The sequence below is a fragment of the Micromonospora sp. WMMD980 genome (genome assembly GCF_029626035.1).
Taxonomy (GTDB): domain Bacteria; phylum Actinomycetota; class Actinomycetes; order Mycobacteriales; family Micromonosporaceae; genus Micromonospora.
Window position 1 is genome coordinate 4,353,346 of record NZ_JARUBE010000003.1, and the last position, 24,052, is coordinate 4,377,397.

The 24,052-nt window shown below is 73.4% G+C and carries 25 protein-coding genes and 1 pseudogene; 5 read left to right on the forward strand and 21 right to left on the reverse strand.

From position 1 onward, the window contains the following. Window positions 1-5 precede the first annotated feature (5 nt). From O7618_RS20365 to O7618_RS20405, 9 genes are all read right to left on the reverse strand, one after another. On the reverse strand, window positions 6-1,370 hold the full coding sequence (locus tag O7618_RS20365; RefSeq protein WP_278107708.1) for a DUF58 domain-containing protein: 1,365 nt from the start codon (window positions 1,368-1,370) through the stop codon (window positions 6-8). Next, complete coding sequence (locus tag O7618_RS20370; protein WP_278107709.1) at window positions 1,370-2,368, reverse strand: MoxR family ATPase; 999 nt, start codon at window positions 2,366-2,368, stop codon at window positions 1,370-1,372. The genes O7618_RS20365 and O7618_RS20370 overlap by 1 nt, the downstream gene beginning before the upstream one ends. Further along, window positions 2,368-2,949, reverse strand: a complete 582-nt coding sequence (locus O7618_RS20375; RefSeq protein ID WP_278107710.1) for a hypothetical protein — start codon at window positions 2,947-2,949, stop codon at window positions 2,368-2,370. Before O7618_RS20375 ends, O7618_RS20370 begins: the two co-directional genes overlap by 1 nt. Beyond that, complete coding sequence (locus O7618_RS20380; protein WP_278107712.1) at window positions 2,946-3,683, reverse strand: DUF4129 domain-containing protein; 738 nt, start codon at window positions 3,681-3,683, stop codon at window positions 2,946-2,948. Before O7618_RS20380 ends, O7618_RS20375 begins: the two co-directional genes overlap by 4 nt. Before the next feature lie 20 nt (window positions 3,684-3,703). Beyond that, window positions 3,704-4,417: a uracil-DNA glycosylase gene (locus O7618_RS20385; RefSeq protein WP_278110085.1), complete on the reverse strand. Its 714-nt coding sequence runs from the start codon at window positions 4,415-4,417 to the stop codon at window positions 3,704-3,706. 19 nt (window positions 4,418-4,436) lie between these two features. Then, complete coding sequence (locus O7618_RS20390; RefSeq protein WP_278107713.1) at window positions 4,437-5,123, reverse strand: dienelactone hydrolase family protein; 687 nt, start codon at window positions 5,121-5,123, stop codon at window positions 4,437-4,439. A gap of 252 nt (window positions 5,124-5,375) precedes the next feature. After that, the gene (locus O7618_RS20395) at window positions 5,376-6,353 is read right to left on the reverse strand and encodes a hypothetical protein (RefSeq protein WP_278107714.1); all 978 of its coding nucleotides are present in this window, start codon (window positions 6,351-6,353) and stop codon (window positions 5,376-5,378) included. Next, on the reverse strand, window positions 6,350-6,682 hold the full coding sequence (locus O7618_RS20400; RefSeq protein WP_278107715.1) for a PadR family transcriptional regulator: 333 nt from the start codon (window positions 6,680-6,682) through the stop codon (window positions 6,350-6,352). The genes O7618_RS20395 and O7618_RS20400 overlap by 4 nt, the downstream gene beginning before the upstream one ends. 68 nt (window positions 6,683-6,750) lie before the next feature. Then, entirely contained in the window at window positions 6,751-7,038 is a 288-nt protein-coding gene (locus tag O7618_RS20405) for a hypothetical protein (RefSeq protein WP_278107716.1), read from the reverse strand. 100 nt (window positions 7,039-7,138) lie between these two features. Here O7618_RS20405 and O7618_RS20410 point away from each other — a divergent pair, with 100 nt between their 5' ends. Next, window positions 7,139-7,318, forward strand: coding sequence for a hypothetical protein (locus O7618_RS20410; protein ID WP_089157072.1), 180 nt, complete (start codon window positions 7,139-7,141; stop codon window positions 7,316-7,318). A gap of 160 nt (window positions 7,319-7,478) precedes the next feature. Here O7618_RS20410 and O7618_RS20415 read toward each other — a convergent pair whose 3' ends face one another. Genes O7618_RS20415 through eno form a run of 7 tightly spaced genes read right to left on the reverse strand, consistent with a single transcriptional unit; the run spans window position 7,479 to window position 12,114 of the window. Next, window positions 7,479-7,856 (reverse strand): Fic family protein, encoded by a 378-nt coding sequence (locus O7618_RS20415; protein WP_278107717.1) that lies wholly within the window; start codon window positions 7,854-7,856, stop codon window positions 7,479-7,481. Further along, entirely contained in the window at window positions 7,853-8,056 is a 204-nt protein-coding gene (locus O7618_RS20420) for an Arc family DNA-binding protein (RefSeq protein WP_278107718.1), read from the reverse strand. Before O7618_RS20420 ends, O7618_RS20415 begins: the two co-directional genes overlap by 4 nt. 48 nt (window positions 8,057-8,104) lie before the next feature. Continuing rightward, on the reverse strand, window positions 8,105-9,034 hold the full coding sequence (locus O7618_RS20425) for a Ppx/GppA phosphatase family protein (RefSeq protein ID WP_278110088.1): 930 nt from the start codon (window positions 9,032-9,034) through the stop codon (window positions 8,105-8,107). 37 nt (window positions 9,035-9,071) lie between these two features. After that, complete coding sequence (locus tag O7618_RS20430; protein WP_278107719.1) at window positions 9,072-9,584, reverse strand: amino-acid N-acetyltransferase; 513 nt, start codon at window positions 9,582-9,584, stop codon at window positions 9,072-9,074. A gap of 1 nt (window position 9,585) precedes the next feature. Beyond that, the gene (locus O7618_RS20435; protein ID WP_278107720.1) at window positions 9,586-10,143 is read right to left on the reverse strand and encodes a DUF501 domain-containing protein; all 558 of its coding nucleotides are present in this window, start codon (window positions 10,141-10,143) and stop codon (window positions 9,586-9,588) included. 22 nt (window positions 10,144-10,165) lie between these two features. Beyond that, complete coding sequence (locus O7618_RS20440) at window positions 10,166-10,801, reverse strand: septum formation initiator family protein (protein WP_278107721.1); 636 nt, start codon at window positions 10,799-10,801, stop codon at window positions 10,166-10,168. A gap of 29 nt (window positions 10,802-10,830) precedes the next feature. After that, window positions 10,831-12,114: a phosphopyruvate hydratase gene (eno, locus tag O7618_RS20445; RefSeq protein ID WP_278107722.1), complete on the reverse strand. Its 1,284-nt coding sequence runs from the start codon at window positions 12,112-12,114 to the stop codon at window positions 10,831-10,833. Between the two features lie 212 nt (window positions 12,115-12,326). Here eno and O7618_RS20450 point away from each other — a divergent pair, with 212 nt between their 5' ends. Then, the gene (locus O7618_RS20450; protein WP_278107723.1) at window positions 12,327-13,019 is read left to right on the forward strand and encodes a hypothetical protein; all 693 of its coding nucleotides are present in this window, start codon (window positions 12,327-12,329) and stop codon (window positions 13,017-13,019) included. A gap of 4 nt (window positions 13,020-13,023) precedes the next feature. Here the strand turns inward: O7618_RS20450 and O7618_RS20455 are convergent, their stop codons facing one another. The 4 genes from O7618_RS20455 to mfd form a co-directional block, all read right to left on the reverse strand. Beyond that, a complete protein-coding gene (locus tag O7618_RS20455; protein WP_278107724.1) occupies window positions 13,024-14,643 on the reverse strand; it encodes a DUF885 domain-containing protein in 1,620 nt (539 codons plus the stop codon). A gap of 314 nt (window positions 14,644-14,957) precedes the next feature. Then, a complete protein-coding gene (locus O7618_RS20460) occupies window positions 14,958-15,944 on the reverse strand; it encodes a nucleoside triphosphate pyrophosphohydrolase (protein ID WP_278107725.1) in 987 nt (328 codons plus the stop codon). Further along, window positions 15,941-16,696 (reverse strand): hypothetical protein, encoded by a 756-nt coding sequence (locus O7618_RS20465; protein ID WP_278107726.1) that lies wholly within the window; start codon window positions 16,694-16,696, stop codon window positions 15,941-15,943. Before O7618_RS20465 ends, O7618_RS20460 begins: the two co-directional genes overlap by 4 nt. Window positions 16,697-16,743: 47 nt before the next feature. Continuing rightward, window positions 16,744-20,379, reverse strand: coding sequence for a transcription-repair coupling factor (mfd, locus tag O7618_RS20470; RefSeq protein WP_278107727.1), 3,636 nt, complete (start codon window positions 20,377-20,379; stop codon window positions 16,744-16,746). 781 nt (window positions 20,380-21,160) lie between these two features. Between mfd and O7618_RS20475 the strand changes: the two are divergent. Then, window positions 21,161-21,244, forward strand: a pseudogene (locus O7618_RS20475) (cyclase family protein); the annotation flags it as partial. A gap of 118 nt (window positions 21,245-21,362) precedes the next feature. Then, entirely contained in the window at window positions 21,363-21,485 is a 123-nt protein-coding gene (locus O7618_RS20480; RefSeq protein ID WP_278107728.1) for a hypothetical protein, read from the forward strand. A gap of 353 nt (window positions 21,486-21,838) precedes the next feature. On the opposite strand, the gene O7618_RS20485 is transcribed toward O7618_RS20480, so the two are convergent. After that, window positions 21,839-22,879, reverse strand: coding sequence for a S66 peptidase family protein (locus O7618_RS20485; protein ID WP_278107729.1), 1,041 nt, complete (start codon window positions 22,877-22,879; stop codon window positions 21,839-21,841). Window positions 22,880-22,930: 51 nt separating this feature from the next. On the opposite strand from O7618_RS20485, the gene O7618_RS20490 reads away from it, so the two are divergent. Then, window positions 22,931-23,965: a hypothetical protein gene (locus O7618_RS20490; RefSeq protein WP_278107730.1), complete on the forward strand. Its 1,035-nt coding sequence runs from the start codon at window positions 22,931-22,933 to the stop codon at window positions 23,963-23,965. Window positions 23,966-24,052: the final 87 nt, after the last annotated feature.

Consider the following 24,052-nt stretch of genomic DNA (forward strand, 5'->3'; position numbering starts at 1 on the left):
CGCGCTCACCGCACGCCCACCCTCGGTGCGGTCGCCAGCCGCGACACGTCCCGCAGCACCTCGTCCAGGCTGCCCGCGCCGGCCCAGCGCACCACCGGCACCCCGTGCTCCCGGAGCTGGCCGATCATCGTGTCCCGGTCCAGCCGCCACAGCCGGTACGCCACCTCGGCCCACCCCCGGTCCTTCGGCACCGGCAGCTCGGCCGGCAACGTGTCCACCGCCACCACGAACCGGCCGCCCCGGGCCAGCCGGGCCAGCATCTGCGCCGAACGCTCGTCGAGCAGCGGCGTGAGCACCACCACGAGCGCGTCCGAGGAGAGCACCTGCGGGCCGAACACCTGCTCGTACGGCTCGTGCGGGGAGGAGTCGGCCTGCACGTCGAGCAGCCACTCCAGCACCGTGACGTACTGCCGGCGACCGGTGGCCGGGCGCAGCCGCCGGGCCGACGGGCCGTACTCCAGCAGCGCCACCCGGTCGCCCCGGTGCAGGTAGTGCTCGGCGATCGCGGCGGCGGCCCGGACCGTGGTGTCGAGCACCGACGCCGGCCCGCGTACGCCGCCGGAGCGGCCCGCCTCGGCCAGCACGTCCAGCAGCACCACGACCTCGGCGTCCCGGTCGGAGAGGGTCGCCGCGACGTGCAGTTGGCGGGCCCGCAACGACACCCGCCAGTCGATGCGGCGCAGCCGGTCCCCGGGCGCGAAGACGCGTACCCCGGCCAGCTCGCCGCCCTCCCCCGGTCGCCGCGACCGGTGGCCGCCGACCAGCCCGGCGGCCCGGGGCATCGCCTCGACCGCGTCGAACGGCTCGGTGCGCGGATAGACCCGGGCCCGGATCGAGTCGGTGATCACGGCCCGGGACACCAGCAGCCCGCCGGCGGCGGCGACCCGGACGCCGGCCGGGCCGAACGGATGCCGGCCCCAGCGCAACGCGGTGCCGGTCAGCTCCAGGTCGACGGCGCTGCCCCGGGGCACGGAGGTGACGAACGGCCGGTCCGCGCCGCCGGAGCGGCTCACGTCCAGCCCGGCGCCGCCGAAGCCGACCTGCTCCACCCGCAGCCAGTGCGACATCCGGGTCCGCACCACCGCCACGTCGTAGCCGATCTGGTCCGGGTTGGCGACCGCCACCGTGGCGGCCATCGGCGCGTCCTCGACCAGGTGGGTGTCGGCGACGCCCAACTCCAGCTCGGGCTGGGCCGCCGGGCGGCGGCGCAGCGCGTACGCGGTGCCCAACGCGAACGGCGTGGCCAGCACCACCAGGTCGATCCGACCGAGCAGCACGGCCGCGACGACCAGCACGCCGGTGAGCAGCACGGCCCGGCCGAGCGCCCAGGTGGGCGCCCAGCCGCCCGCCGGCTCGGCCCGCGCGTCCATCAGCGCCCGGCGGCGTAGCTGGGCAGCGCGCCGCTGGCCGGCGCGGGCGTCGAGTCGAGCACCTCGCCGACCACGAACGACGGGTCGACCCGGCGCAGCCACATCTCCGGGCGCAGCGTGATCCGGTGCGCCAGGGCGGGTGCCGCGACCGCCTTCACGTCCTCCGGCACCACGTAGTCCCGGTTGGCCAGCACCGCCCGCACCCGGGACAGCAGCAGCAGCGCCAGTGAGCCGCGGGGCGACGCGCCGACCAACACGGACGGGTGCTCCCGGGTGGCCGCGGTGAGCGCCACCACGTAGCGGCCGATCGAGTCCTCGACGACCACGTCCTCCAGCGCGGCCTGCATGGCGCGCACCGTGCCGGCGTCCACCACCGGCTTGATCTCGGCCTCCTCGCGGCGGCGGGCGATGCGCCGGCGCAGCACCTCCCACTCCTCGTCGTGGTTCGGGTAGCCGAAGGAGACGCGCAGCAGGAACCGGTCGAGCTGCGCCTCGGGCAGCGGGTAGGTGCCCTCGTACTCGATCGGGTTCGCGGTGGCCAGCACGTGGAACGGCTCGTCCAGCCGGTAGGTCACGCCCTCCACCGAGACCTGCTTCTCCTGCATCGCCTCCAGCAGCGCCGACTGGGTCTTCGGCGGCGTCCGGTTGATCTCGTCGGCGAGCAGCAGGTTGGTGAAGAGCGGGCCGGCGCGGAAGGAGAAGTCGCCGCTGCTCTGGTCGTAGAGGAAGGAGCCGGTGACGTCGGCGGGCAGCAGGTCCGGGGTGAACTGGAGCCGGCGGAAGTCCAGGCCGAGCGCCTGCGCGAAGCAGCGCGCGGTGAGCGTCTTGCCGAGGCCGGGCAGGTCCTCCAGCAGCACGTGACCGCCGGCGAGGATGCCGGCCAGCACCAGTTCCAGCGCCTCGCGCTTGCCGACCACGACGGTGCCGACCGCGTCCAGGACGGCCCGGGCGAGCCGGCCCACCTCGGCGGGGGGCATGCTCCGGTCCACGTCGTTCATCAGAGTTTCTCCAGTTCGGCGACGATCACCGCGAGGTCGCGCGGCGTCGGGGGGCGGCGGGCGGGGGTGCCGAGGAACGTCCAGAGCGGCTCGCCGAGCAGGGCGCGGGCGCGCGCCGGGTCGGAGTCGCGGGTCACGCCGTGGCGTTGGCGCAACCGTTCGTCGGCCAGCTCACCTAGGCGGGGCAGCACCCGCTCGGTGAACCGCTCCCGGTTGTCGGCGCACCAGTCCAGCGGCCGTTCCCAGCCGTTGATGGCGGTCCGCAGCGCGTCCCGTGCGGACCAGTTCCAGGAGCCGGGCTCCTCGCCGGAGGGGGTCCGGGCGCCCGCGCGGGGCGGCGGCGGGGGCGAGAGCGCGGCGGTGACCCGACGGACGGCGAGCACGGCGAGCACGCCCGCCACGATGATCCAGATCGGCACCCGCAGGCCGACGGTGCGCAGGACGACCAGGATCACCGCCACGGCGGCGGCGGTGACCAGCACGGTCCGCAGCAGCCCGCGCGCCCGACCGCCGGCCGGCCGTTCGGCGGTGCCGGCGGGCTCCTCGCCCGAGCCGAGCAGGTCGTCGATGCTGGTGCTCATGCGACGCCGACCTCCCCGGCGGCCACGCTGGTCAGCTCGCCGCGCAGCCGGCGCAGCGCCGACCGGGCCTGGTCGCGGGTGCGCTCGTCGACAGGTCGGGTGGCGTAACGCGCCTCCCGGTAGACGTGCGCGAAACCGTCCAGCACGTCGGCGCTGGCGATCGCCGGAATGCCCGCCTCGGCGTCGCCGCGCAGCAGCCGGGTGACCAGGTCGGTGGGCGTGTCGCCGGTCTCGCGGGGCACCCCGGCGTCCTCGGCGGCCTCCTCCAGCCGGACCCAACAGGCGATCACCGCGGTCCGCGGGTCGGTGGACCGGTCGTCCAACTCCTCCAGCCCGGCGTCCAGGGCGGCCACCACCTCACGGGCGGTGCCCTCGGCGGTGCGCCGGGTGCGCCGCACCGGCACCGCGCGGGTGGTCCGGCGCAGCGCGCCGCGTACCACGCTGAACAGCACGTAGCCGACGGCGCCCAGCACGACCGCGAAGAGCAGCGCCACGGCGGAGGTGGCCAGCCAGTCCGGCACCCCGCCGGACGTGGACTCGGCGGCCCCCCGTGGTTCGACCGGGATCGAGGGCGGCGCCTCGGAGGGATAGTCGGGCACGTACGGGATGGTGTCCGCCGCGGGCGGGATCCGGCTGGCCCCGATGGCGGAGTGGCCGGCGGCGAGCGCGGCGGCCGCGAGCAGCGCCGTCACCGCGACGACCGGCCACCATCTGCGCAGCACGCCGAAAACCATCCCACCGCCTCAGGTGTTCCTCAGTCCACCCCGGACAGTTGCTTCGCCCGGGTGAACACGTCGTCCAGCATCGAGGGCGTGAGCCGGCCGGTGAACGTGTTCTGCTGGCTGACGTGATAGCAGCCGAGCAACGCCGGCACGGACTCGCCGGACCAGTGTGCCCCATGGCCGAACACCGGTCGCGGCGTGGGCGGGCGCTGTCCGTACACGTGGCGGAGCACCGGCCACCACGCGGCCCAGGCGAATGCGCCGAGCGCGACCACCACGCGCAGCGTGGGACGTACCAGTTCGACCTCGCGGTGCATCCACGGCGCGCAGGTGTCCCGCTCGGCCGGGGTGGGTTTGTTGTCCGGCGGCGCGCAGCGCACGGCGGCGAAGATCCGGGTGTCCCGCAGCGCGAGGCCGTCGTCGGCGGCGACGCTGGTCGGCTGGTTGGCCAGCCCGGCCCGGTGCAGCGCGGCGAACAGCACGTCGCCGGAGCGGTCCCCGGTGAAGACCCGGCCGGTGCGGTTGCCGCCGTGCGCGGCCGGCGCCAGGCCGAGGATCGCGATCCGCGCGTCCGCCGGGCCGAGGCCCGGCACCGGCCGTCCCCAGTAGCGCTGGTCGCGGAACGCGGCCCGCCTGACCCGGGCCACCTCCTCCCGCCAGGTGACCAGGCGCGGGCAGGCGAAGCAGTCGCCGACCGCGCCGTCGAGGTCGGCCAGGTCGGTCGCCCGCGCCGCGCGGGCGACCACCTCCGCGGGGGTACGCGTCTCAGCCAAGCTTCGCCCGGAACAGTTCCAGGGTGCGCGCCCACGCGGTGGCGGCGGCACGCTGGTCGAAGTGCTCCGGCCGGTCCTCGTTGAAGAACGCGTGCGCGGTGCCCGGGTAGTCGAACGTCTGGCAGGTGCCGCCGGCGGCCTCGATGGACCGGCTGACGCTCTGCACCCCGTCGGCGGCGGAGAGGCCGTCCGCCTCGGAGCAGTGCACGAGCGACGCCTTCCCGGCGTAGCCGGACCAATCGGTGGGCATGCCCTCCCAGGGCAGGCGTGGATAGAAGCCGGCGGTGGCGACGATCCGCTCGGAGGACGTGCCGGACCACAGGGCCAGGCTGGCGCCCGCGCAGAACCCGGCGCAGCCCACCTTGCCGGCCACCTCGGGCCGGTTGGCCAGGTATTCGGCGGCGGCGGCGATGTCGCTGGCCGCCTCGTCCATCTGCGTGCTGTTCAGCATCTGCCGGGGCTCGGTCGGCTTCACGGCCGGGCCGCCGTGCCGGAAGTCGGGCGCGAGGGCGACGAAACCGGCCTCGGCGAAGCGGTCGACCACGGCCTGGATGTGGGGCACCAGGCCCCACCAGTCCTGGATGACGATGACCGCCGGGCTGGCCACACCGCCGGAGGGTATCGCGAGATACCCCTCGCTCGTCCCCCCGTTGCCGGTGAAGCTCACCATCTCGCCCATGGGCCCGTCCTCCTAGCGGTCAGTCATCGTTGGCTGGTCGCACAGTTGGGTGTTACGTGCCGGTAGCGTGCCATGCGGTCACCGGCCCGGGGAAGACGGAAGAACAGTGTCATTCACCTCCTGTCGGTTCATCCGGACGGAGGGCCACCCAGGGCAGCGCGCCGGGATTCGCGGACACGCTGTCGAGCTGATGTCGTGGACGACTCAGCTCGACAGGCGTGGCTCACCGAGGCCCGGGCCGGGCCGACCGACTCAGCGCGTCGGCGTCGGCCCCGGTGTTCCGGGCGTGCCTGTCGCCGTCGGCGCGGGAGTGCCGGTCACCGTGGGTTCAGGGGTGCCGCTCGGCGCGGCAGTGCCGCTCAGCGCGGGCGCGGGTGGGACTGCCGGCGCGCCGAACGGGGCGCGCATGGCGCAGTACGGGTAGGCGTTGCGCGGCGCGGGCACGTTGCCGGACGAGTCCATGCAGTTCGGCCAACCGAGCCGGATCGGCACGCCGTTCTGGTCGAAGAGCTGTGCATCGCGGACCAGCCGCCCCTGCTGGTCGTAGACGAAGACGTCCTCGATCCGGTCGAGCCGGTGGTCGACCGACGTCTGCTCGTAGTTGCTGTAGACGTCGGTGTCGGCGCGCTGGTCCACCTCGGCCAGCACGGCGAAGGAGAACAACAGCAGCGCGGCGGTGGCGATCTGGTGCAGTTGCCGCCGCCACCCGGTGAGCCCGGCGGAGCGGCGACCCCACCACATCGACACGACGATCGCGCCCAGGAGCAGCAGCAACCCGGCGGAGCTGTTTCCGTTCACCCGGGGCACCAGACCGGAACTACCGTCCACGATTGCCGCCAGGAGCAGGGCGGCCAGCCAGCCGCGTACCAGCCACCAGGCCGGGCGCAGCGGGCGCAGGAAGTCGGTGACCCTCTCATGCCCGAGCACCGGGCCGAGCTGGCTGTCCATCAGGCGCAACTGGGTGACCGTCCGCTCCCGCACCTCGGCCAGGCGGTGGAAGCGCACGGGTCGCCGCCCCTCCCCAACGCCGGCTGCGCTGCGCAGCTCCGCCGCGTACGCCTCGGGCGCGCCGAGCCGGTCGACGAGCGTGCCGTCGCCCTCGGCGGCCACCTCGGCGAGGTGCTCCGGAAGGTCCTCGGTCAACTCGTCCCGGAGCGCCGGCGGGAGGTCGACGAGCGCGGCCCGCACCCGGTCGACGTAGTTCGTGATCTCCTGCCCAGTGACGGTCATGCCGCCATCCCCCGATCGTCGAGCAGTGCGTCCATGGTGGCGGCGAACGACCGCCAGGTCTTGCCGGAGCGGGTGAGCTGGTCCCGCCCCGCAGAGTTCAACGAGTAGTACTTGCGGTGCGGCCCGGACTCGCTGGGTACCACGTAGGTGGTGAGCAGGCCGGCGGCGAAGAGCCGGCGCAGGGTGCCGTAGACCGAGGCGTCGCCGACCTCGGTCAGGCCGGCCTCGCGCAGCCGGCGGAGGATGTCGTAGCCGTAGCCGTCGGAGTCCTTGAGCACGGCGAGCACGGCCAGGTCGAGGACACCCTTGAGAAGCTGCGTAGTATCCACGCTCCACACACTAGTGCGCATTGCGTAATACCGTCAACAACGCCATACCATTCGGTCGAACTCCTTGATCACCGGAGCGGCGGGCGGGCGGTCCACCCGACGAAACGGTCGAACAGTTCCTGCGGGTTCGGGTTCTGTCGCAGCAGGTCTGCGGTGGCGTCGAACAGGCAGGTCGCCATGTAGATCGACAGGGCCACGCGGTCGCACCGGTAGTCCATCAGCAACAACAGTCGGGCCGGCTGGCGCGGCCATGGGCCCACGCACACCCGGCACAGCCAGCGCGGTCGCATCGGCACGTGCGGCCGGACGGCCCGGCGACCGCGATCGGGTACGGGAGAGACATTCGGCGCGCTCATCCCCCGATCGTGCTCATGTTGTTATCGATCGTCAACGCCGATCGCTGTTATCGATCGTCAAACAATCGGCGGTACCTACCGTCAAGACGTGGTCGAGTTCGTGGGAATCGCCGAGATCCGAGACATGCTCGGCGGCGTCTCGCGCGCCCGCGCGTCGGTGGTCGCCTCCCGGCGCGACTTCCCTGCCCCGTATCAGGTGCTCAAGATGGGCCAGATCTGGCGGAAGTCGGACGTCGAGAAGTGGGTGCGAGAGCACCGACCGGACCTGTCTTCGGACTGAACCGCCCGAGACCTTGGAGGGAAATGGCCCTTGGAGGGGCACTCAGCTTCCAAGATCTCCCCGCCCCCGACGTGTGAGAAAGCTTGCCCATCGCATAGGAGCCCCCCGGTCCAGCCCGGCGATCATGATGTTGGCGGTGCTGGGCGTCCGCTGCGACTGATCAGACGTAGAGCTTGCGGAGTTCGCGAGCCACGTCGGGAACCTCAGTCATCGTGCCGCTGGCGACTGACATCACGAAGGCCTCGGCCTGGTCGACGTCGACATCCTGGATCGACACCTCGTTGAGGGCCAGGAAGACGCGTGCCGCCGCCCAAGCGAGCCGCTTGTTGCCGTCGATCAGCGCGTGGTTCATGCAGACCGAGTGCAGCAACGCGGCGGCCTTTCTCCAGAGATCCGGATACGCCTCTTGGCCGAACACCACGGTGGCCGGGCGGACCACCGCCGACGACAGCAGACCGAAGTCACGAATTTGCGGCGTCTCTCCCAGGACGACTGAGGCGATCTCCACGAGGTCGTCGACCTCGAGATAGCGGATCACTCGGCCAGCCTCCGCAGCAGCTCGGCGTCACGCTCAGCAACCTCACGCGCGAGATCTCGCACGCGAGCTTGGCGACTGCGCGCCGAAACGTACTCCTCCACGGCGACGACGATGGTGGCGTTCATCGACCGGTGTTCCTGCTCGGCGAGATCCTTCAGCCGCTCGTGCAGGCCGTCGGGAAGATTGACAGTGGTGACCATATGGAAATCATACCGGCCGTAGGCAGGGGCGGAACCCGTCCGAGGAGGCTAGGCGAGGCTCCAGGCGATGCCGTCGAGGATGTCGTGCTCGGAGGCGACCACCGACGGCATGCCGGCCCGCTCCATGATCACCCGCAGCACCAGCGCGCCCGCGCCGATCACGTCCGCCCGGCCGGGGTGCATCACCGGCTCGGCCAAGCGCTGTTCCCGAGTGGCGCCGAGCAGGTAGGCGGTCACCGACGCCACTCGCTCGTAGGGGACGCGGGCATGGTGGATGCGGCTCGGGTCGTACTCCGTGAGCCCTTCGGCCAGGGCGACCACCGTGGTGACCGAACCGGCGAGCCCGACCAGCGTGGCGGCCTCCCGGCCGGGCACGGCGGCCAGCGCCCGGTCCACCGCCGCCGCGATGTCCGCCTCGGCTGCGGCGATCTCCGCCGGGGTGGGTGGATCGCCGTGCAGGTGTCGCTCGGTCATCCGGACGCAGCCGATGTCCACCGAGATCGCCCCGCGCACACCGGCCTCCCGGGTGCCGACCACGAACTCGGTCGAGCCGCCGCCGATGTCGACCACCAGGTACGGCGGCTCGGCGTCGGCGGACAGGCCGCGCACCGCGCCGGTGAACGAGAGCCGGGCCTCCTCGTCGCCGGTGACCACCTCCGGCGCCACACCGAGCGTGCGCTCCACCATCGCCCGGAAGTCATTGGCGTTGGAGGCGTCACGCGAGGCCGAGGTGGCGCACATCCGCACCCGGTCGACGCCGGCCTTCTCGATCTCCGCCGCGTAGTCGGCGAGCGCCACCCGGGTGCGCTCGATCGCCTCGGGCGCGAGCGTGCCGGTCCGGTCGACGCCCTGCCCCAGCCGCACGATCTCCATCCGCCGGCTGACGTCCACCAGCGGCGCCGACGGGCCGGCGGACTCGTCCGGCAGGTCGGCGATCAGCAGTCGGATCGAGTTGGTCCCGCAGTCGATGGCCCCCACACGCGCGCTCACGCCGCCACCCTACGGCCCGGCCGGCTCACAGGCGCAGCAGCATCCGGGTGTTGCCGAGCGTGTTGGGCTTCACCCGCTCCAGGTCGAGGAACTCGGCGACACCCTCGTCGTAGGAGCGCAGAAGCTGCTCGTAGACCGGCTGCGGCACCGGGGCGCCGTCGATCTCGCGGAAGCCGAACGCGCCGAAGAAGCCGGTCTCGAACGTGAGCACGAAGATCCGGGCCACGCCCAGCTCGCGCGCCGCGTCGATCAGCTCGCCGACGATCCGGTGCCCGAGCCGGTGCCCCCGACACGACGGGTCGACCGCCACCGTCCGGATCTCGGCCAGGTCCTCCCACATGACGTGCAGCGCGCCGCAGCCGACCACCGTGCCGTCCGGCGTCACCGCGACCCGGAACTCCTGCACGTCCTCGTAGAGCGTCACGGTCGCCTTGCTGAGCAGCCGCCGGTCGTCGGTGTAGGTGTCCACCAGCCGGCGGATGCCGCGCACGTCGGCGGTGCGGGCTCGGCGGACCACGATCTGGTCGACGGTGGTCATCTCACTCCCCGGCGGGCACGTCCACGCAGGGACCGGCGGCCCACCACTTCTCCACCAGCGCCAGCGTCTCGTCGCCGAACGGGTTCACCCCCGGGCCGGCGGCGAGCGCGTGGCCCAGATGCACGTGCAGGCACTTCACCCGGCCGGGCATCCCGCCCGCCGAGATGCCGGCGATCTCCGGCACCTCGCCGATCGCGTCCCGGCGGGCCAGGTAGTCCTGGTGCGCGGCCCGGTAGCGGGCGGCCAGCTCCGGGTCCTCGGCGAGCCGGTCGGCCATCTCCTTCATCAGCCCGGCCGACTCCAGCCGGCTGCACGCCGCGGTCGCCCGGGGGCAGGTCAGGTAGAACAGCGTCGGGAAGGGCGTGCCGTCGGCCAGCCGGGGCGTCGTCTCCACCACGTCGGGCAGGCCGCACGGGCACCGGTGGGCCACCGCCCGGGTGCCGCGCGGGGTGCGCCCGAGCTGGGCGGCCACCGCGGCCAGGTCGGCCTCGGTGGCCGGCCGGCGCTCCGGCGGGGGTACGGAGTCCGCCGCCGGGTCCTGCGGTGGTACGACGCTCAAGGAAGTGCCTCTCGTGTGGTGCTCACTTGTCGGGGCGCTCGGCGTTGGCCGCCTGCACGCTCGACCACAGGGTGTCGTACCAGGGGTCGGGCGGCTTCGGCGGCCCCGGCTTCGCGCCCTTGCCGGCGTCCCTGGCGGCGCCGTCCGGGTCGGAGAGCACCACCAGCAGGGTCTCGCCGGGCTTGCCCATGAAGAAGCGTTCCCGGGCCTGCGTCTTGACGTACTCCGGGTCCTTCCACTTGGCCGCCTCGGCGGTCAGCCGATCGATCTCCGCCCGCTGCGCGGCCTGGGACGCCTCCATCCGCTCGATGTCGGCCTGCTGGTCCAGGTAGACCCGGACCGGATAGGTGTAGGCCAGGGCGAGCGCGATCAGCACCGCGAACAACACGGTGGCACGCCCGGTGAAGCGCCGGGGTTGGGGTGCGGTGAGCCGCTTGACCGGGCCGCCGGCCGCGCCACGCCGGGCCGCGCCCGGACGGTTCGCGGAGCGTACGCCCTCGGTGGCGCGGGACGCGCCGGGTGACCGCCCGGCGGCGCGCGTCTCCGCGCGGACCCCACCGTCGCGGGCCGTGGACCGGACCCGGGCACCGCCCGCCCGGCCGGCCTGACCCGGCCGACGGGCGGGCCGCTGGCCACCCGGTGTGCGGCGCTGCTGCATCGTCACACCCCTCCCCCGGAGCGCTGACCTCAGGCCGAACGGTAACGCGGGAACGCGCCGGCGCCGGCGTACCGCGCCGCGTCGGCCAGCTCCTCCTCGATCCGCAGGAGCTGGTTGTACTTGGCGACCCGGTCGGAGCGGGCCGGGGCGCCGGTCTTGATCTGGCCGCAGCCGGTGGCGACCGCCAGGTCGGCGATGGTGGTGTCCTCGGTCTCGCCGGAACGGTGGCTCATCATGCACGTGAAGCCGGCCCGGTGAGCCAGGTCCACGGCGTCCAGCGTCTCGGTGAGCGAGCCGATCTGGTTGACCTTGACCAGCACCGCGTTGGCGGCCCGCTCGGCGATGCCCCGGGCGATGCGCTGCGGGTTGGTCACGAACAGGTCGTCGCCGACGATCTGGATCCGGTCGCCCAGCGCGGCGGTCAGCGTGCCCCAGCCGCTCCAGTCGTCCTCGGCCAACGGGTCCTCGATGGACACGATCGGGTAGTCGCCGGCGAGCTTGGTGTAGTAGTTGCTCATCTCCTCGGCGCTCTTCGTGCTGCCCTCGAAGGTGTAGGCGCCGTTGTCGAAGAACTCGGTGGCGGCCACGTCGAGCGCGAAGACGATGTCGGTGCCGAGCCGGTAGCCGGCCTTCTCCACCGCCTCGGCGATCAGGTCCAGCGCGGCGGCGTTGGTGGGCAGGTTCGGGGCGAAGCCGCCCTCGTCGCCGAGGCCGGTCGACAGGTCCTTCTTCTTCAGCACCGACTTCAGCGCGTGGTAGACCTCGGCGCCGGAGCGGACCGCGTCCCGGAACGTCGGCGCGCCGATCGGCGCGATCATGAACTCCTGGATGTCGACGTTCGAGTCGGCGTGCGCGCCACCGTTGAGGATGTTCATCATCGGCACCGGGAGCAGGTGCGCGTTGGGGCCGCCCAGGTAGCGGAAGAGGCTCAGCTCGGCACTGCCGGCGGCGGCCTTCGCCACGGCGAGCGAGACGCCGAGGATGGCGTTGGCGCCCAGCTCGCCCTTGTTGTCGGAGCCGTCGATGTCGATCATCTTCTGGTCGATCAGCCGCTGCTCGCTGGCCTCGTAGCCGATGAGCTGGTCGACGATCCGGTCCTCGATGTTGGCGACGGCCTTCTCGACACCCTTGCCCAGGTAGCGGTCCTTGTCGCCGTCGCGCAGCTCGACCGCCTCGAAGGCGCCGGTGGAGGCGCCGGACGGCACCGCGGCGCGGGCGATCGTGCCGTCGTCGAGCCCGACCTCGACCTCGACCGTCGGGTTGCCCCGCGAGTCCAGGATCTCCCGGGCGACAATTCCCTCGATGGTTGCCACTGAGTCGCTCCTCGTTTGTGTGTTCCGGTCCGGTTCGGGCCGCGACGGTGCGGCTGAGGCAGGTGTTGAACGCAGCGTATCGGTCCCCGCCCTCCCGCATGCCGGTCGGGGCGGACCCCACGGCGGCGAATGAGACGGACATTGCCGCTTTACCGGTCGGCAACCGGCAACCGGTTTGCGAGAGGTTGCGTCGATCGACAAGGCTGGGCATCATGCCTGCCGCCTCGACGACTCTCCGCGTGCTCGCCGCCTCGGTCATCGCGTCGCTCTCGGTCACCGGCTGCCAGAGCCTGGACGACGCGGGCGTCGCGCTCGGGCGGGCCGACCTGGTCAACGACCTCGCCGCGCGGATGGACCGGGCGCTGGAGCAGACCTGGGCCGCCGACTACCAGCTCGCCGGCGGTCGGACCGCCTCTATCGCGCAGACCGCGAAGCCGCTCCGCTCCACCTACACCTGGCCCGGTGGCAAGATCACGGTGACCCAGGAGGCGGTGACCCGGTGCGCGAGCACCGCCGCCCGCACCTCCTGCACCGTGTCGCCGCCGGTGCTCACCGCCGGCAAGCCGTCGGTGATCGTCTACGACGAGGCCCGCAAGCTGGGCCTGGTCACCCCGCCGGCGGTGATCCGGCTGCTCACCGAAGCGGCGTTGGAGCCCGAGGCGGTCATCGAGCAGAGCGACACCACCCTCGCCGGGCACCACGCCACCTGCGTGGACGTCACCGACGCCGGAGAACGGTTCGCCACCTGCGTGACCACCGAAGGGGTGCTGGGCAGCTTCACCGGCACGCTCGACGGCAAGGCCGCCGAGGTCACGCTCAGTCGTTACACCGAGACCGTGGAGGCCGCCACGTTCGACCCGCCGGCGGGCGCCGGCGTGGTGGACCGGCGCACCAAGACGTCCTGAACCCTCACACCCCCAGCAGCGTGCGCAGGTGGCGCGGCGGCGGGCAGTCGTGCGCCAGCATCGCGTCGTGCCAGTCGCGCACCTTGACGCCGTCCGGCCGGGCGGCGGCGATCTCGGCCATCTCGCTGTAGCCGACGAAGTAGGTGGAGAGCTGCGTCGAGGTGAGCAACGCGCGCCGCCACTTACCGGCCGCCTCGCCCTCCTCCTGGAAGCCCCGCCCGGTCATCAGCGCCATCGCGTCGGCCTCGGGCAGGTCGTCGCAGTGCACGAGCTGGTCGAGCAGCGCGTTGATGGTCATCCGGAGCTGCATCTTGAGCTGCTGCAACCGCACCGGCAACCCGCCGAAGCCCAGCCCGGCCATCAGCTCCTCGGTGTAGACCGCCCAGCCCTCGATGAACACGCCGGACTCGGTGAGCGCGCGCACCCGGGTCGGGCCGGCGTAGCGGCGGGCGTGGGCGAGCTGGAGGAAGTGACCGGGCATCGCCTCGTGCACGGTCAGGTTGCGGATCATGTGGTCGTTGTATTCCCGGTAGAACGACTCAACCCGCCGCGCCGGCCAGTCCGCCGGGGTGGGCGCGATGCAGTAGAACGTCGGCACGTCGGCCGTCTCCAGCGGACCCGGCGAGTCGCAGTAGGCCACCGCCACACCCCGCGCGAACTCCGGCATCTCCTGGATCACGCAGGGATCCGCGACCAGGCTCACCAGGTCGTGGTGGCGGACGAAGTCGCTCGCCTCGTCGAGCGTGACCGAGGCCAGGTCCACGATGGTGGCGTCGTCCGGGTGCTCGGCGGCGAGCAGGTCCAGCGCGCGGCGTACCGTCTCGTCGTCGGCCGGACCACCGACCAGCTCGACCGCCGCCGCGCGGATCTCGTCGGTGACCCGGTCGAGGTTCGCCCAGGCGCGGCGCTGCACCTCGGCGGCGCCCAGCTCGGTGTCGAGCGTGTGCCACAGCCGCGCCTCCCAGCGCCGCCGGCCCAGCCGCGGGTCGCGCCCCGGGCCGGCGTCCGCCGCCAGCCCGGCCCGCAGCCACGCCACGAACTCGTCCAGCGCCGCGAGCGCGGCGGTGGCCGCCGGGCCCACCCGGTCACGCAGCGCCGGCGCCTGCGCGAGCAGCGCCGGCACCTCGTCGCGGACCAGCGCCGCCGCGCCGGCGAACTGCCCGACCGCCGTCTCGGCGTGAACCCGCGGCATGTCCCGCAGCGTCGCGCGCGCGGTCGCCAAGGCGTCCGGTACGGCCCGGAGGCGCCCCGCCAGGTGGGTCAGCCGCTCGTCGACCGGGGCGTAGGGGCGGGCCAGCAACGCGTGCAGCAGCGGACCCGGGTTGTGCCGCAGCGGATCCCACTCGTGGCCGCGGATCTCGGTGGCCTCGAACAGCCCCCGGTCGACCAGGCTGCTGAGCAGCGCGTGCTCGACGCCCTCCTCGACGTCGAGCACGTCCGGGTCGATCTCGGAGAGCGCGTCGGCGGCGTCCTTCAGCATCGCCCGGTCGGCGGCGAGCGCGTCGGCGGAGAGGTCGGGCAGGCGGTCGTCGTAGCGGTGGTCCCCGACGGAGGTGGCCAACCCGGGCCGGCTCTCCAGCAACGCCTCCACGATCCGCTCCGCGAGCGGCACGAACGCTTCCATTCCCCGACCCTACCGACCACCCCCGACGTCCCCACCCCCGCGCGGCTCGGCTCGGCTCGGCTCGGCTCGCGAGATCTTGGAAGGAAATGGCCCCTCCGGGGGCACATTCCTTCCAAGATCTGCAGATTTCCCGAGATGCGAACGCCGGATCTCGCACTTCGAGAAAGACACCACCCCGGCACCGCCCGGATCCGCGATCTTGCAGTTGCCGCCCCTCTTATGTCCGGTTCAGCCGATTCGCCGGGGCCGGAACTGCAAGATCGACGACGGCTGGAAACGCTCGCGTGGGGACGGGGAGGGGCGACGAGGGTGGGTCAGGGCTGGTCGGGGGTGGCGCGTTCGGCGGCGCGGACCGCCTCGGCGTACGCCAGGGTGGCGCGGCGGAGCGCCGCCTCCGGGTCGATGCCGGCCTGCCGGGCCGCCGCGACGGTGGCCAGCAGGCTCGCGCCCAGCCGCGCCTCCGCGTCCACCTGCGACTCGGCGAGCGGCGGCGGCACCGCCAACCCCACCCGGCCGGCGCGGTCCAGGATCTTCGCGGCCAGGGCGAGCGCGGGCTGGCTCAGCGCGATGCCGTCGAGCACCGACTCACGGGTCTTCTCGGCCCGCTTGATCCGCTCCCAGTTGGCCTCGATCTCCTCGATCGTGCCGGCCCGCTCGCCGGAGAACACGTGCGGGTTGCGCCGGACCATCTTGTCGACCAGGCCGCCGGCCACGTCGTCGACGGTCCAGCTCTTCCCCTCCGGCAGGTCCTCGGCCAGCCGGGCGTGCAGCAGCACCTGGAGCAGCACGTCGCCCAGCTCCTCCCGGAGCGCGTCGGTGTCGTCGGCGCTGATGGCGTCGTACGCCTCGTAGCACTCCTCGAGCAGGAATACGGCCAGGCTGCGGTGGGTCTGCGCCCGCTTCCACGGATCGCCGCCCGGCGAGGCGAGCCGGTCCATCACCTCGACCGCGTCGAGCAGCCGGGCGCCCGGCGGGTCCCAGGAGCCGTACATCAGCTCCAGCTCGGCCAGGCCCGGCTGGCGGGCCAACCGCAGCCCCAGCTCGCGGGCCAGCGCCTCGTCGCCGGCCGGGCCGGCCAGCCACACCGCGCCGCCGTGCGTGGCGGCGGCGTCCAGCAACGCCTGCGTCGCGCCCTCGGTCACCACCCGCACCTCGGCGCCGGCCGTCCGGACCGCCCGGGCCAGCTCACCGTCGACGCCGGTGAGGACCGGCGCGGAGCGGACGGCGTCCCAGGCGGCCGAGGTCAGCAGGCCGGCCGGCAGCCGGGGCGAGGTGACCAGCAGGACGATGCGCGCGTTCATGCGCCGGGCGCCGCCGACGGCTCGACCACCGGCGCCGACTCACCGGTCTCCGGCTCCGGCGTGGAGATGTCGGTGACTGACGAGCCCGGCTCGCCCAACGGCACGGAAACCGCCGGCACGTCGCCCTTGAAGGTGAGCACCGGGAAGGCCAGCGGCCGGTAGCGCGGGTTGACCGAGACGTCGTACCCGTCGATCGCGTCGGCGAGCGCCTTGCGGGTGGCCAGCGCGGAGCGGAGCTGCTCGCCGTCGAGCTGCCCGGCGGCGTCGGCGTCGGAGACGTCCGGCGGGATGGCGCCCGCGGCCCGGCCGGCGGCGACCACCGCGGCCAGGTCCTCCTTCGAAGGGGCGGTCGACTCGCCCACCGGCACCCCGGAGACGCAGGTGTAGAACTCGGCGACCTTCTTCGGGTACGTCGAGTCGGCGGGCAGCCCGGTCTGCTGGGCCACCTGCTCCGGCGTCACCTGGGCCTTCGGCTGGTAGCCCTTGTCGGCGGAGAGGGCCCGGCACACGTCCGACAACACCAGGGTGGCGACCACCTGGTCGCGGGGCGGCAGCAGCGCGTCGGCCTGCCCGGCGGTGGCCGGCTGGCTGGCCAGGCCGCCCCGGACCTCGTCGAGGATCGAGGTGACCTGGTCCTCGGTGACGCGGTGGTCACCGATGTAGGCGGCGACCCCGGGCTCGGTACGGCAACCGGAGAGGGCGACGAGGCCGACCGCCACGCTGGCGACGGCGACAAGACGGCGAGCACGCATGACGGTCACTCTCTCACGCCCCGCGGCCGGCTGTGACGCCGCCCACCTCACCGCGCCCCCGCAGGCTGCGCCGCCGCGACCGGATCCCCGAGGACATCCTTGAGGAGCTGGGCGCACCACTCCAGCAGCGCCTGGTCGCGCAGCGGCTCGCCGCCGACCCGGCGGGTGCTCGGCCGGAGCACGCTGACCTGGTCGAGCGCCTGCTTGTAGACCGAGTCGGGGTGGTAGCGCTTGAGCCGCATCTGCTTGGAGTCGGGCAGCGGCAGCGGGCCGAAGCGGATGTGCTTGCCCTGCATGGTCACGTCACTGAGCCCGTAACCGCGCGCCAGCAGCCGGAACCGCGCCACCGCCACCAGGTTCTGCACCGGCGCGGGCGGCTCGCCGTAGCGGTCCGTCATCTCGGCCACCACCTCGCGCAGCCGCTCGGCGTCGCGGGCCTCGGCGAGCTTGCGGTACATCTCCAGCCGCAGCCGCTCCACCCCGACGTAGTCGTGCGGCAGGTGCGCGTCGATCGGCAGGTCGATCTTGACGTCCGTCTCCTCCTCGGTGCTCTCACCCTTGAACGCGGAGACGGCCTCGCCGACCATCCGCACGTACAGGTCGAAGCCGACGCCCTCGATGTGGCCGGACTGCTCGCCGCCGAGCAGGTTGCCGGCGCCCCGGATCTCCAGGTCCTTCATCGCCACGTACATGCCGGCGCCCAGCTCGGTGTGCTGGGCGATGGTCGCCAGCCGCTCGTGCGCGTGCTCGGTGAGCGGCTTCTCCGGCGGGTAGAGGAAGTAGGCGTACGCGCGTTCCCGGCCCCGGCCGACCCGGCCGCGGATCTGGTGCAACTGGGCCAGGCCGAGCAGGTCGGCGCGCTCCACGATCAGCGTGTTGGCGTTCGGGATGTCGATGCCGGACTCCACGATCGTGGTGCAGACCAGGACGTCGAACTCCCTCTCCCAGAAGCCGACCATCACCTTCTCCAGCGCCTCCTCACCCATCTGGCCGTGCGCCACCGCGACCCGGGCCTCGGGCACCAGCTCGCGGAGCCGCCGCGCCGCCTTGTCGATCGACTCGACCCGGTTGTGCAGGTAGAACACCTGCCCGTCGCGGAGCAGCTCGCGGTGGATGGAGGCCGCCACCTGCCGGTCGTCGTACGCGCCGACAAAGGTCAGCACCGGGTGCCGCTCCTCCGGCGGGGTGGCGATGGTGGACATCTCCCGGATGCCGGTGATCGCCATCTCCAGCGTCCGGGGGATCGGGGTGGCCGACATGGCGAGCACGTCGACCGAGGCGCGCAGCGTCTTCAGGTGCTCCTTGTGCTCGACGCCGAAGCGCTGCTCCTCGTCGATGATGACCAGCCCGAGCTGCTTGAACCGGGTGGCCGCCTGGAGCAGCCGGTGGGTGCCGATGACGATGTCGACGCTGCCGTCGGCGACCATCTCCAGCGTCCGCTCGCTCTCCTTCGGCGTCTGGAACCGGGAGAGCTGCCGGATATTCACCGGGAACTGGCTCATCCGCTCGGCGAACGTGTTGTAGTGCTGCTGCACCAGCAGGGTGGTGGGCACCAGCACGGCCACCTGCTTGCCGTCCTGCACCGCCTTGAACGCCGCCCGCACCGCGATCTCGGTCTTGCCGTAGCCGACGTCGCCGCAGATCAGCCGGTCCATCGGGACGGTCTGCTCCATGTCCCGCTTGACCTCCTCGATGGCGGCCATCTGGTCCGGCGTCTCCTGCCAGGGGAACGCGTCCTCCAACTCCCGCTGCCACGGGGTGTCCGGCCCGAAGTTGTGCCCCTTGGACGCCTTCCGCGCGGCGTAGAGCTGGATGAGCTGGGCGGCGATCTCCCGCACCGCCTTGCGGGCCCGGGCCTTGGACTTCTGCCAGTCCGCGCCGCCCATCTTGTGCAGCGTGGGCTGCTCGCCGCCGACGTAACGGGAGAGCTGGTCGAGCTGGTCGGTGGGGACGAAGAGCCGGTCGCCGGGCTGGCCGCGCTTGCTCGCCGCGTATTCGATCACGAGGTATTCGCGGCTGGCGCCGTTGACGGTGCGCTGCACCAACTCGACGTAGCGGCCGATGCCGTGCTGCTCGTGCACCACGAAGTCGCCGGCCTTCAGCTCCAGCGGGTCGATGGTGTTGCGCCGGCGGCTGGGCATCTTGCGCATGTCGCGGGTCGACGTGCCCCGGCCGCCGGTGACGTCGTTGCCGGTCAGCAGCACGAACTTCGACGCCTCGTCGACGAAGCCGGCGGTCAGGCAGCCGCAGGAGACGACCAGCTCGCCCGGGGCGGGCGCGGTGGACACCTCCTCGGTGAGCCGGGCGCCGAGACCGGCGTCGCGCAGCACCTCGACCGCGCGCTGGGCGGGACCGTGGCCCTCGAAGACGAGCGCGATCGACCAGCCCTCGCCGGCCCAGCGCTTCAGGTCGTCGGCCACCCGGGCGGTCTCGCCGTGGTAGAGCGGGGCGGGCTGGGCGGCGAGGCTCACCGCGACGGCGTCGTCGGGCGTGACGTCGACCTCTGCCGGCGCGTCCTCCCAGGGCTGCCGGGCTGGCGCGGCGTCCGCCTCGACCAGGCCGAATGGGGCGAGCGTCCACCAGGGCTGGCGCAGGGCGCGGGCTTGCGCGCGTACCTCGGCCAGGGTCTTGAAGGCGGCGGCGCCGAGGTCGACCGGGGCCTGGCCACCGACGGCGGCCGCGGCCCAGCTCGCCTGGAGGAACTCCTCCGAGGTACGGACCAGGTCGTGCGCCCGGGTGCGGATCCGCTCCGGGTCGCAGAGCAGCACGTGGGTGCCGGCCGGCATGCAGTCGACGAGCAGCTCCAGCGCGTCGTCGCCGATCAGCGCCGGGGCCAGGGACTCCATCCCCTCGACCGGGATGCCCTCGGCCAGCTTGTCGAGGATCTCGGCCAGCTCGGGGTGCTCGGCGGCGAGCGCGGCGGCCCGCTGCCGCACCGACGGGGTGAGCAGCAGCTCGCGGCAGGGCGGCGCCCAGAGCTGCGGCACGCCCTCGATGGTGCGCTGGTCGGCGACGGCGAAGGTGCGGATCTCCTCCACCTCGTCGCCCCAGAACTCGACCCGGGACGGGTGCTCGTCGGTGGGCGGGAAGACGTCCAGGATGCCGCCGCGCACGGCGAACTCGCCGCGCTTGGTGACCAGGTCGACCCGGGCGTACGCCATGTCGGTGAGCCGGCGGGCCACCTCCTCCAGGTCGGCCTCCTCGCCGGCGGCGAGCTGCACCGGCTCCAGGTCGCCGAGGCCCTTGAGCTGCGGCTGGAGCAGCGACCGGACCGGCGCCACGACCACCCGCAGCGGCCCGGTGCGGCCGTGCGCGTCGGCCGAGTCGGGGTGGGCCAGCCGGCGCAGCACGGCCAGGCGCCGGCCGACCGTGTCGGAGCGCGGCGAGAGCCGCTCGTGCGGCAGCGTCTCCCAGGACGGGAAGACCGCGACCTGCTCCGGGGGCAGCAGGCTGCCCAGCGCGGAGACCAGGTCGTCGGCCTCGCGGGTGGTGGCGGTGACGGCGAGCACCGGCCGCCCGGCCCCCTGCTCGTCGGCGGCCACCGCCGCGACCGCGAACGGGCGCAGCGCGGCGGGGGCGGTGAGGTCGAGGCCGTCGACCTGCGCGGCACCGGAGCGCGCCAGGTCACGCGCCCGGGCCAGCCCGGGGTCGGCCAGGGCGGCGGCGAAGAGTCCGGTGAGCATCAGTGATCACTTCCAGCGGGTCGGCGCATGACGACGACCCCGCGTCCAGCCGGACGGGGGGTGCACCGTTCGAGCCTATCCCTCTCCCCCGACGATCCGGGCACGGCCGCTTTTCGATCTCGACGCCTTCCGGCCCCGGTTCCGCGACGCCGGCAGCGCCCGCCATTCGGATCTTGACGACCTTCGACGGAGCGTGGTGCGGTGGGCGGATGGTCGAGTATCGGGCGGTCTTCGACGCAGAGGTGGTCTTCGCCAACGGCGGCGGCCTGCGCACCGACGGGTTCCGGCTGGACGTGCCGGGCCCGGACGTCACCGACGACGAGCTGGCGGCGCTGCTCGTCCGGCACCTCGGGCTGCTCATGGTCGGCGAGGTGCGGATCAGCAACCGGAGCACGGTGGAGGAGCCACACAAGGGCGGGCGCGGCGTCGAGGCCCCGGCCGCCGGCGGGCGGCGCCTGATCGAACTGAGCCACGAGATCCACGACGGCCTGGTCACGCTCCCCGACCTGCCGGCCCCGCGAATCACCGACTGGCTGAGCCGGGCGGCCTCCCGACAGCGGTACGCGCCGGGCGTCGAGTTCCACATCGGCCGCATCGACATGATCGCCAACACGGGCACGTACGTCGACACGCCGTCGCACCGCTTCGCCGACGCCCCCGACCTGGCCGGGGTGCCGCTGGACCGGCTGGCCGACCTGCCGCCCTGGTGGTCCGCGTGCCCGCCGGCATCCGGGCGGTGGACCGCCTGCTGCTCGCCCCCTACGAGGTGGCCGGACTGGCGGTGCTGCTGCACACCGGCTGGGACGCGCATTTCGGCACCGCCGCCTACGCCGCGCCGGACGCGCCGTACCTGACCGGCGACGGCGCCTCCTGGCTGGTCGACGCAGGCGCGGCGCTGGTCGGCATCGACTCGATCAACATCGACGACATGACCCCGGCGGCGGCCGGCGCACACCGCGCTGCTGGCCGCCGGCATCCCGATCGTGGAGCACCTGACCGGCCTGGACGCGCTGCCGCCGACCGGTTGCCGGTTCACCGCCGCCCCGCCGCGGGTGGCCGGCATGGGCACCTTTCCGGTCCGCGCCTTCGCCGTCGTCGACGCCTGACCCGCGCCGCGCAAGATCCGCACCATTTCGCCGAAGTGGCGGGGTCAACAGCGCTCCGACACCGCCACATCGCCGAGATGGAGTGGATCTTGCCGCTCCGCGCTGCGCTCCCCCGAGGCCACCCCGGCGAGTGGAACCCCCTGGGCGCCAACCGGGAGCCGACACATCCATGGCGTTCCACTAGCCGGCACCCCGACGCGGTGGGTGGAACGCCATGGCCGTCAAAACCCTCTTTTGAGGGCCACAGCGTTCCACCGAGCCGGGTGGTGCTGCGGAGGGGGCGATCAGGCGGCGCGACGAGGACTCGTCGAGGGCGCACCCGGCGCCGGCGTGTTCGTGCGGGAGCAGCGCGGTCAGTAGCGCACCGCGATCCGGCGCTCGACCGCGTCGACCCGGATCTCCCCGCCGTACGGGATGATCAACTGCGGGTCGGTGTGACCGAGGTCGACGTCGAAGACCACCACCGGGTCGTCGGCGTACGGGCCGATCGCGCGCAGGATCGCCGCCCGCTGCTCCTCGCCCCACGCCAGCCGCTCCGCGACGGACAGCGGCCGGTCGAAGTCCCACGCCTTCGGTCGGCCCACCACGATCGCCGGGAAGCCGGCGAGCAGGCCGCGCTCGCCCAGGTTCCGCACGATCCGGAAGACCTCCTGAGCGGGCGGCAGCTCGTTGGAGGTCTCCACGACCAGCACCGAGCCGACCAGCTCGGCGGCGGACGGCACCCGGTCGACCGCCGCCAGCCAGTGCACGATCTCCAGGCAGCCGCCCCAGGTCCGGCCCTGGACCACCCGGGCCGGGCCGTGCCACCGCCAGCCCTCGCCCGGGTACATCGGCGGTTCCTCGGCCAGCGTCGCCGGGTCCCGCCAGTCGCACGGCTCGTCGCCCCACTCGGCGGCGGCGGTCAGGTCCCACCAGCCGGTGGTGAACAGCGCGGCGCGCAGCGAGTCGAGCGTCGTCGGGTGCGGCCTGCCGGAGCGGCCGAGGTGCACGAGCACCGAGCCGCCGTGGTAGGCCACGGTCCCCAGCCGGTACAGGTGGTTGAGCACGTTGGTGTTGTCCGAATAGCCGAAGTACGGCTTCGGGTTGGCCCGCAGCACCTCGTCGTCGAGGAACGGGGTGACCGTGATCAGGTCGTCCCCGCCCACGGTGGCGAGCACCGCGGTGATCGTCGGGTCGGCGAACGCGGCGGTCAGGTCGCGGGCCCGATCGCGCGGGTCGGCGCCCATGACGCGGGTGGTCGGATATTCCACCGGCTCCAGGCCGAGGTCCTCGCGGATCCGGCGCAGGCCCAGCTCGTACACCTCGGGGAAGAGACCCGGCAGGCCGGCGGAGGGTGAGACGACCGCGACCCGGTCGCCCGGCTGCGGCTTGGTGGGGTAACGCGGGGGCGTCATGATCCGACGCTATCGGCCCGCACCAGCGATTTCCGGCCATAGGCTGGGGCCGTGGACGACGAGCCGGAGCTGCGCACCCGGGACTGGCTGCCCCGCACGGCGGCGCTGGTGCTCGGCACCTTGGCGCTGGCCAGCGCGTTCATCGCCGCCTACGTCGGCGCGCTGCACAAGCCGGACCCGAAGGACGTGCCGGTCGCCGTGGTCACCAGCGACCAGCAGGCGCAGGCCGTGATGTCGGCCGTCCGCGCCCGCACCGACACCATCAAACCCGTCGGGTACGACAGCCGGGCCCGCGCCGTCGACGGCCTGAACGACCGCTCGGTGTACGCGGTGCTCAGCTCCACCTCCGGCGGCCTGACCCTGACCACCGCCAGCGCCGGTGCGCCCGCCGCCACCGAACTCGTCACCGACGTGTTGACCCAGGCCGCCCGGCAGGCCGGCGTGCCGCTCCAGGTCACCGACGAGGTGCCGGTCTCCGGCGGCGACCCGCGAGGCCTGGTCCCGTTCTATCTGGCGGTCGGTGTGGTGCTCGGCGGCTACCTGGCGTCCACCGCGCTCGGCATCTCGCTCGGCACCAGCCCGCGCGGGCTGCGCCGCGCCGGGTTGCGGATCGCCACCCTCGCGGTGCACTCCATTCTGCTCGGCATCATCGGCGCTGTGCTGGTCGGGCCGGTGCTGGACGTGTTCCCGCACGACGTGGGCACGATCGCGGTGGTCGGCGCGCTGGCCGCGTTCGCGGCCGGGATGGTCGCGACGGCCGTGCAGGCGTGGCTCGGGCTGCTCGGCACCGGCATCGTCATCCTGCTGCTGGTGGTGCTCGGCAACCCCGGCTCCGGCGGCATCTACGCGCCCGAGTTCCTGCCCGCGTTCCTGCGCGGCATGCACCGCTGGAACGTGCCGGGGCTCACCACCGACCTGCTCAAGTCCGCCATCTACTTCGACTGGCGCGGCAGCGGATGGTCGCTCGTCGGGCTGCTGGTGTGGGTGGCCGCCGGCCTGGTCGGGCTGCTCACCGCGACGCTGTTCCGGGCCCGCCGGCGGGCCGCGCGCACCGGTCCGGAACGGCGCGCCGCCGCAGAGGGGTGACCGGTCGGCGCGTCCCAGAGTGCAGATCATCACGCCGTCCCCCTCCTGCGTTCGGGGCACGCGCGGATACCATCCAGGGGAGTCGGA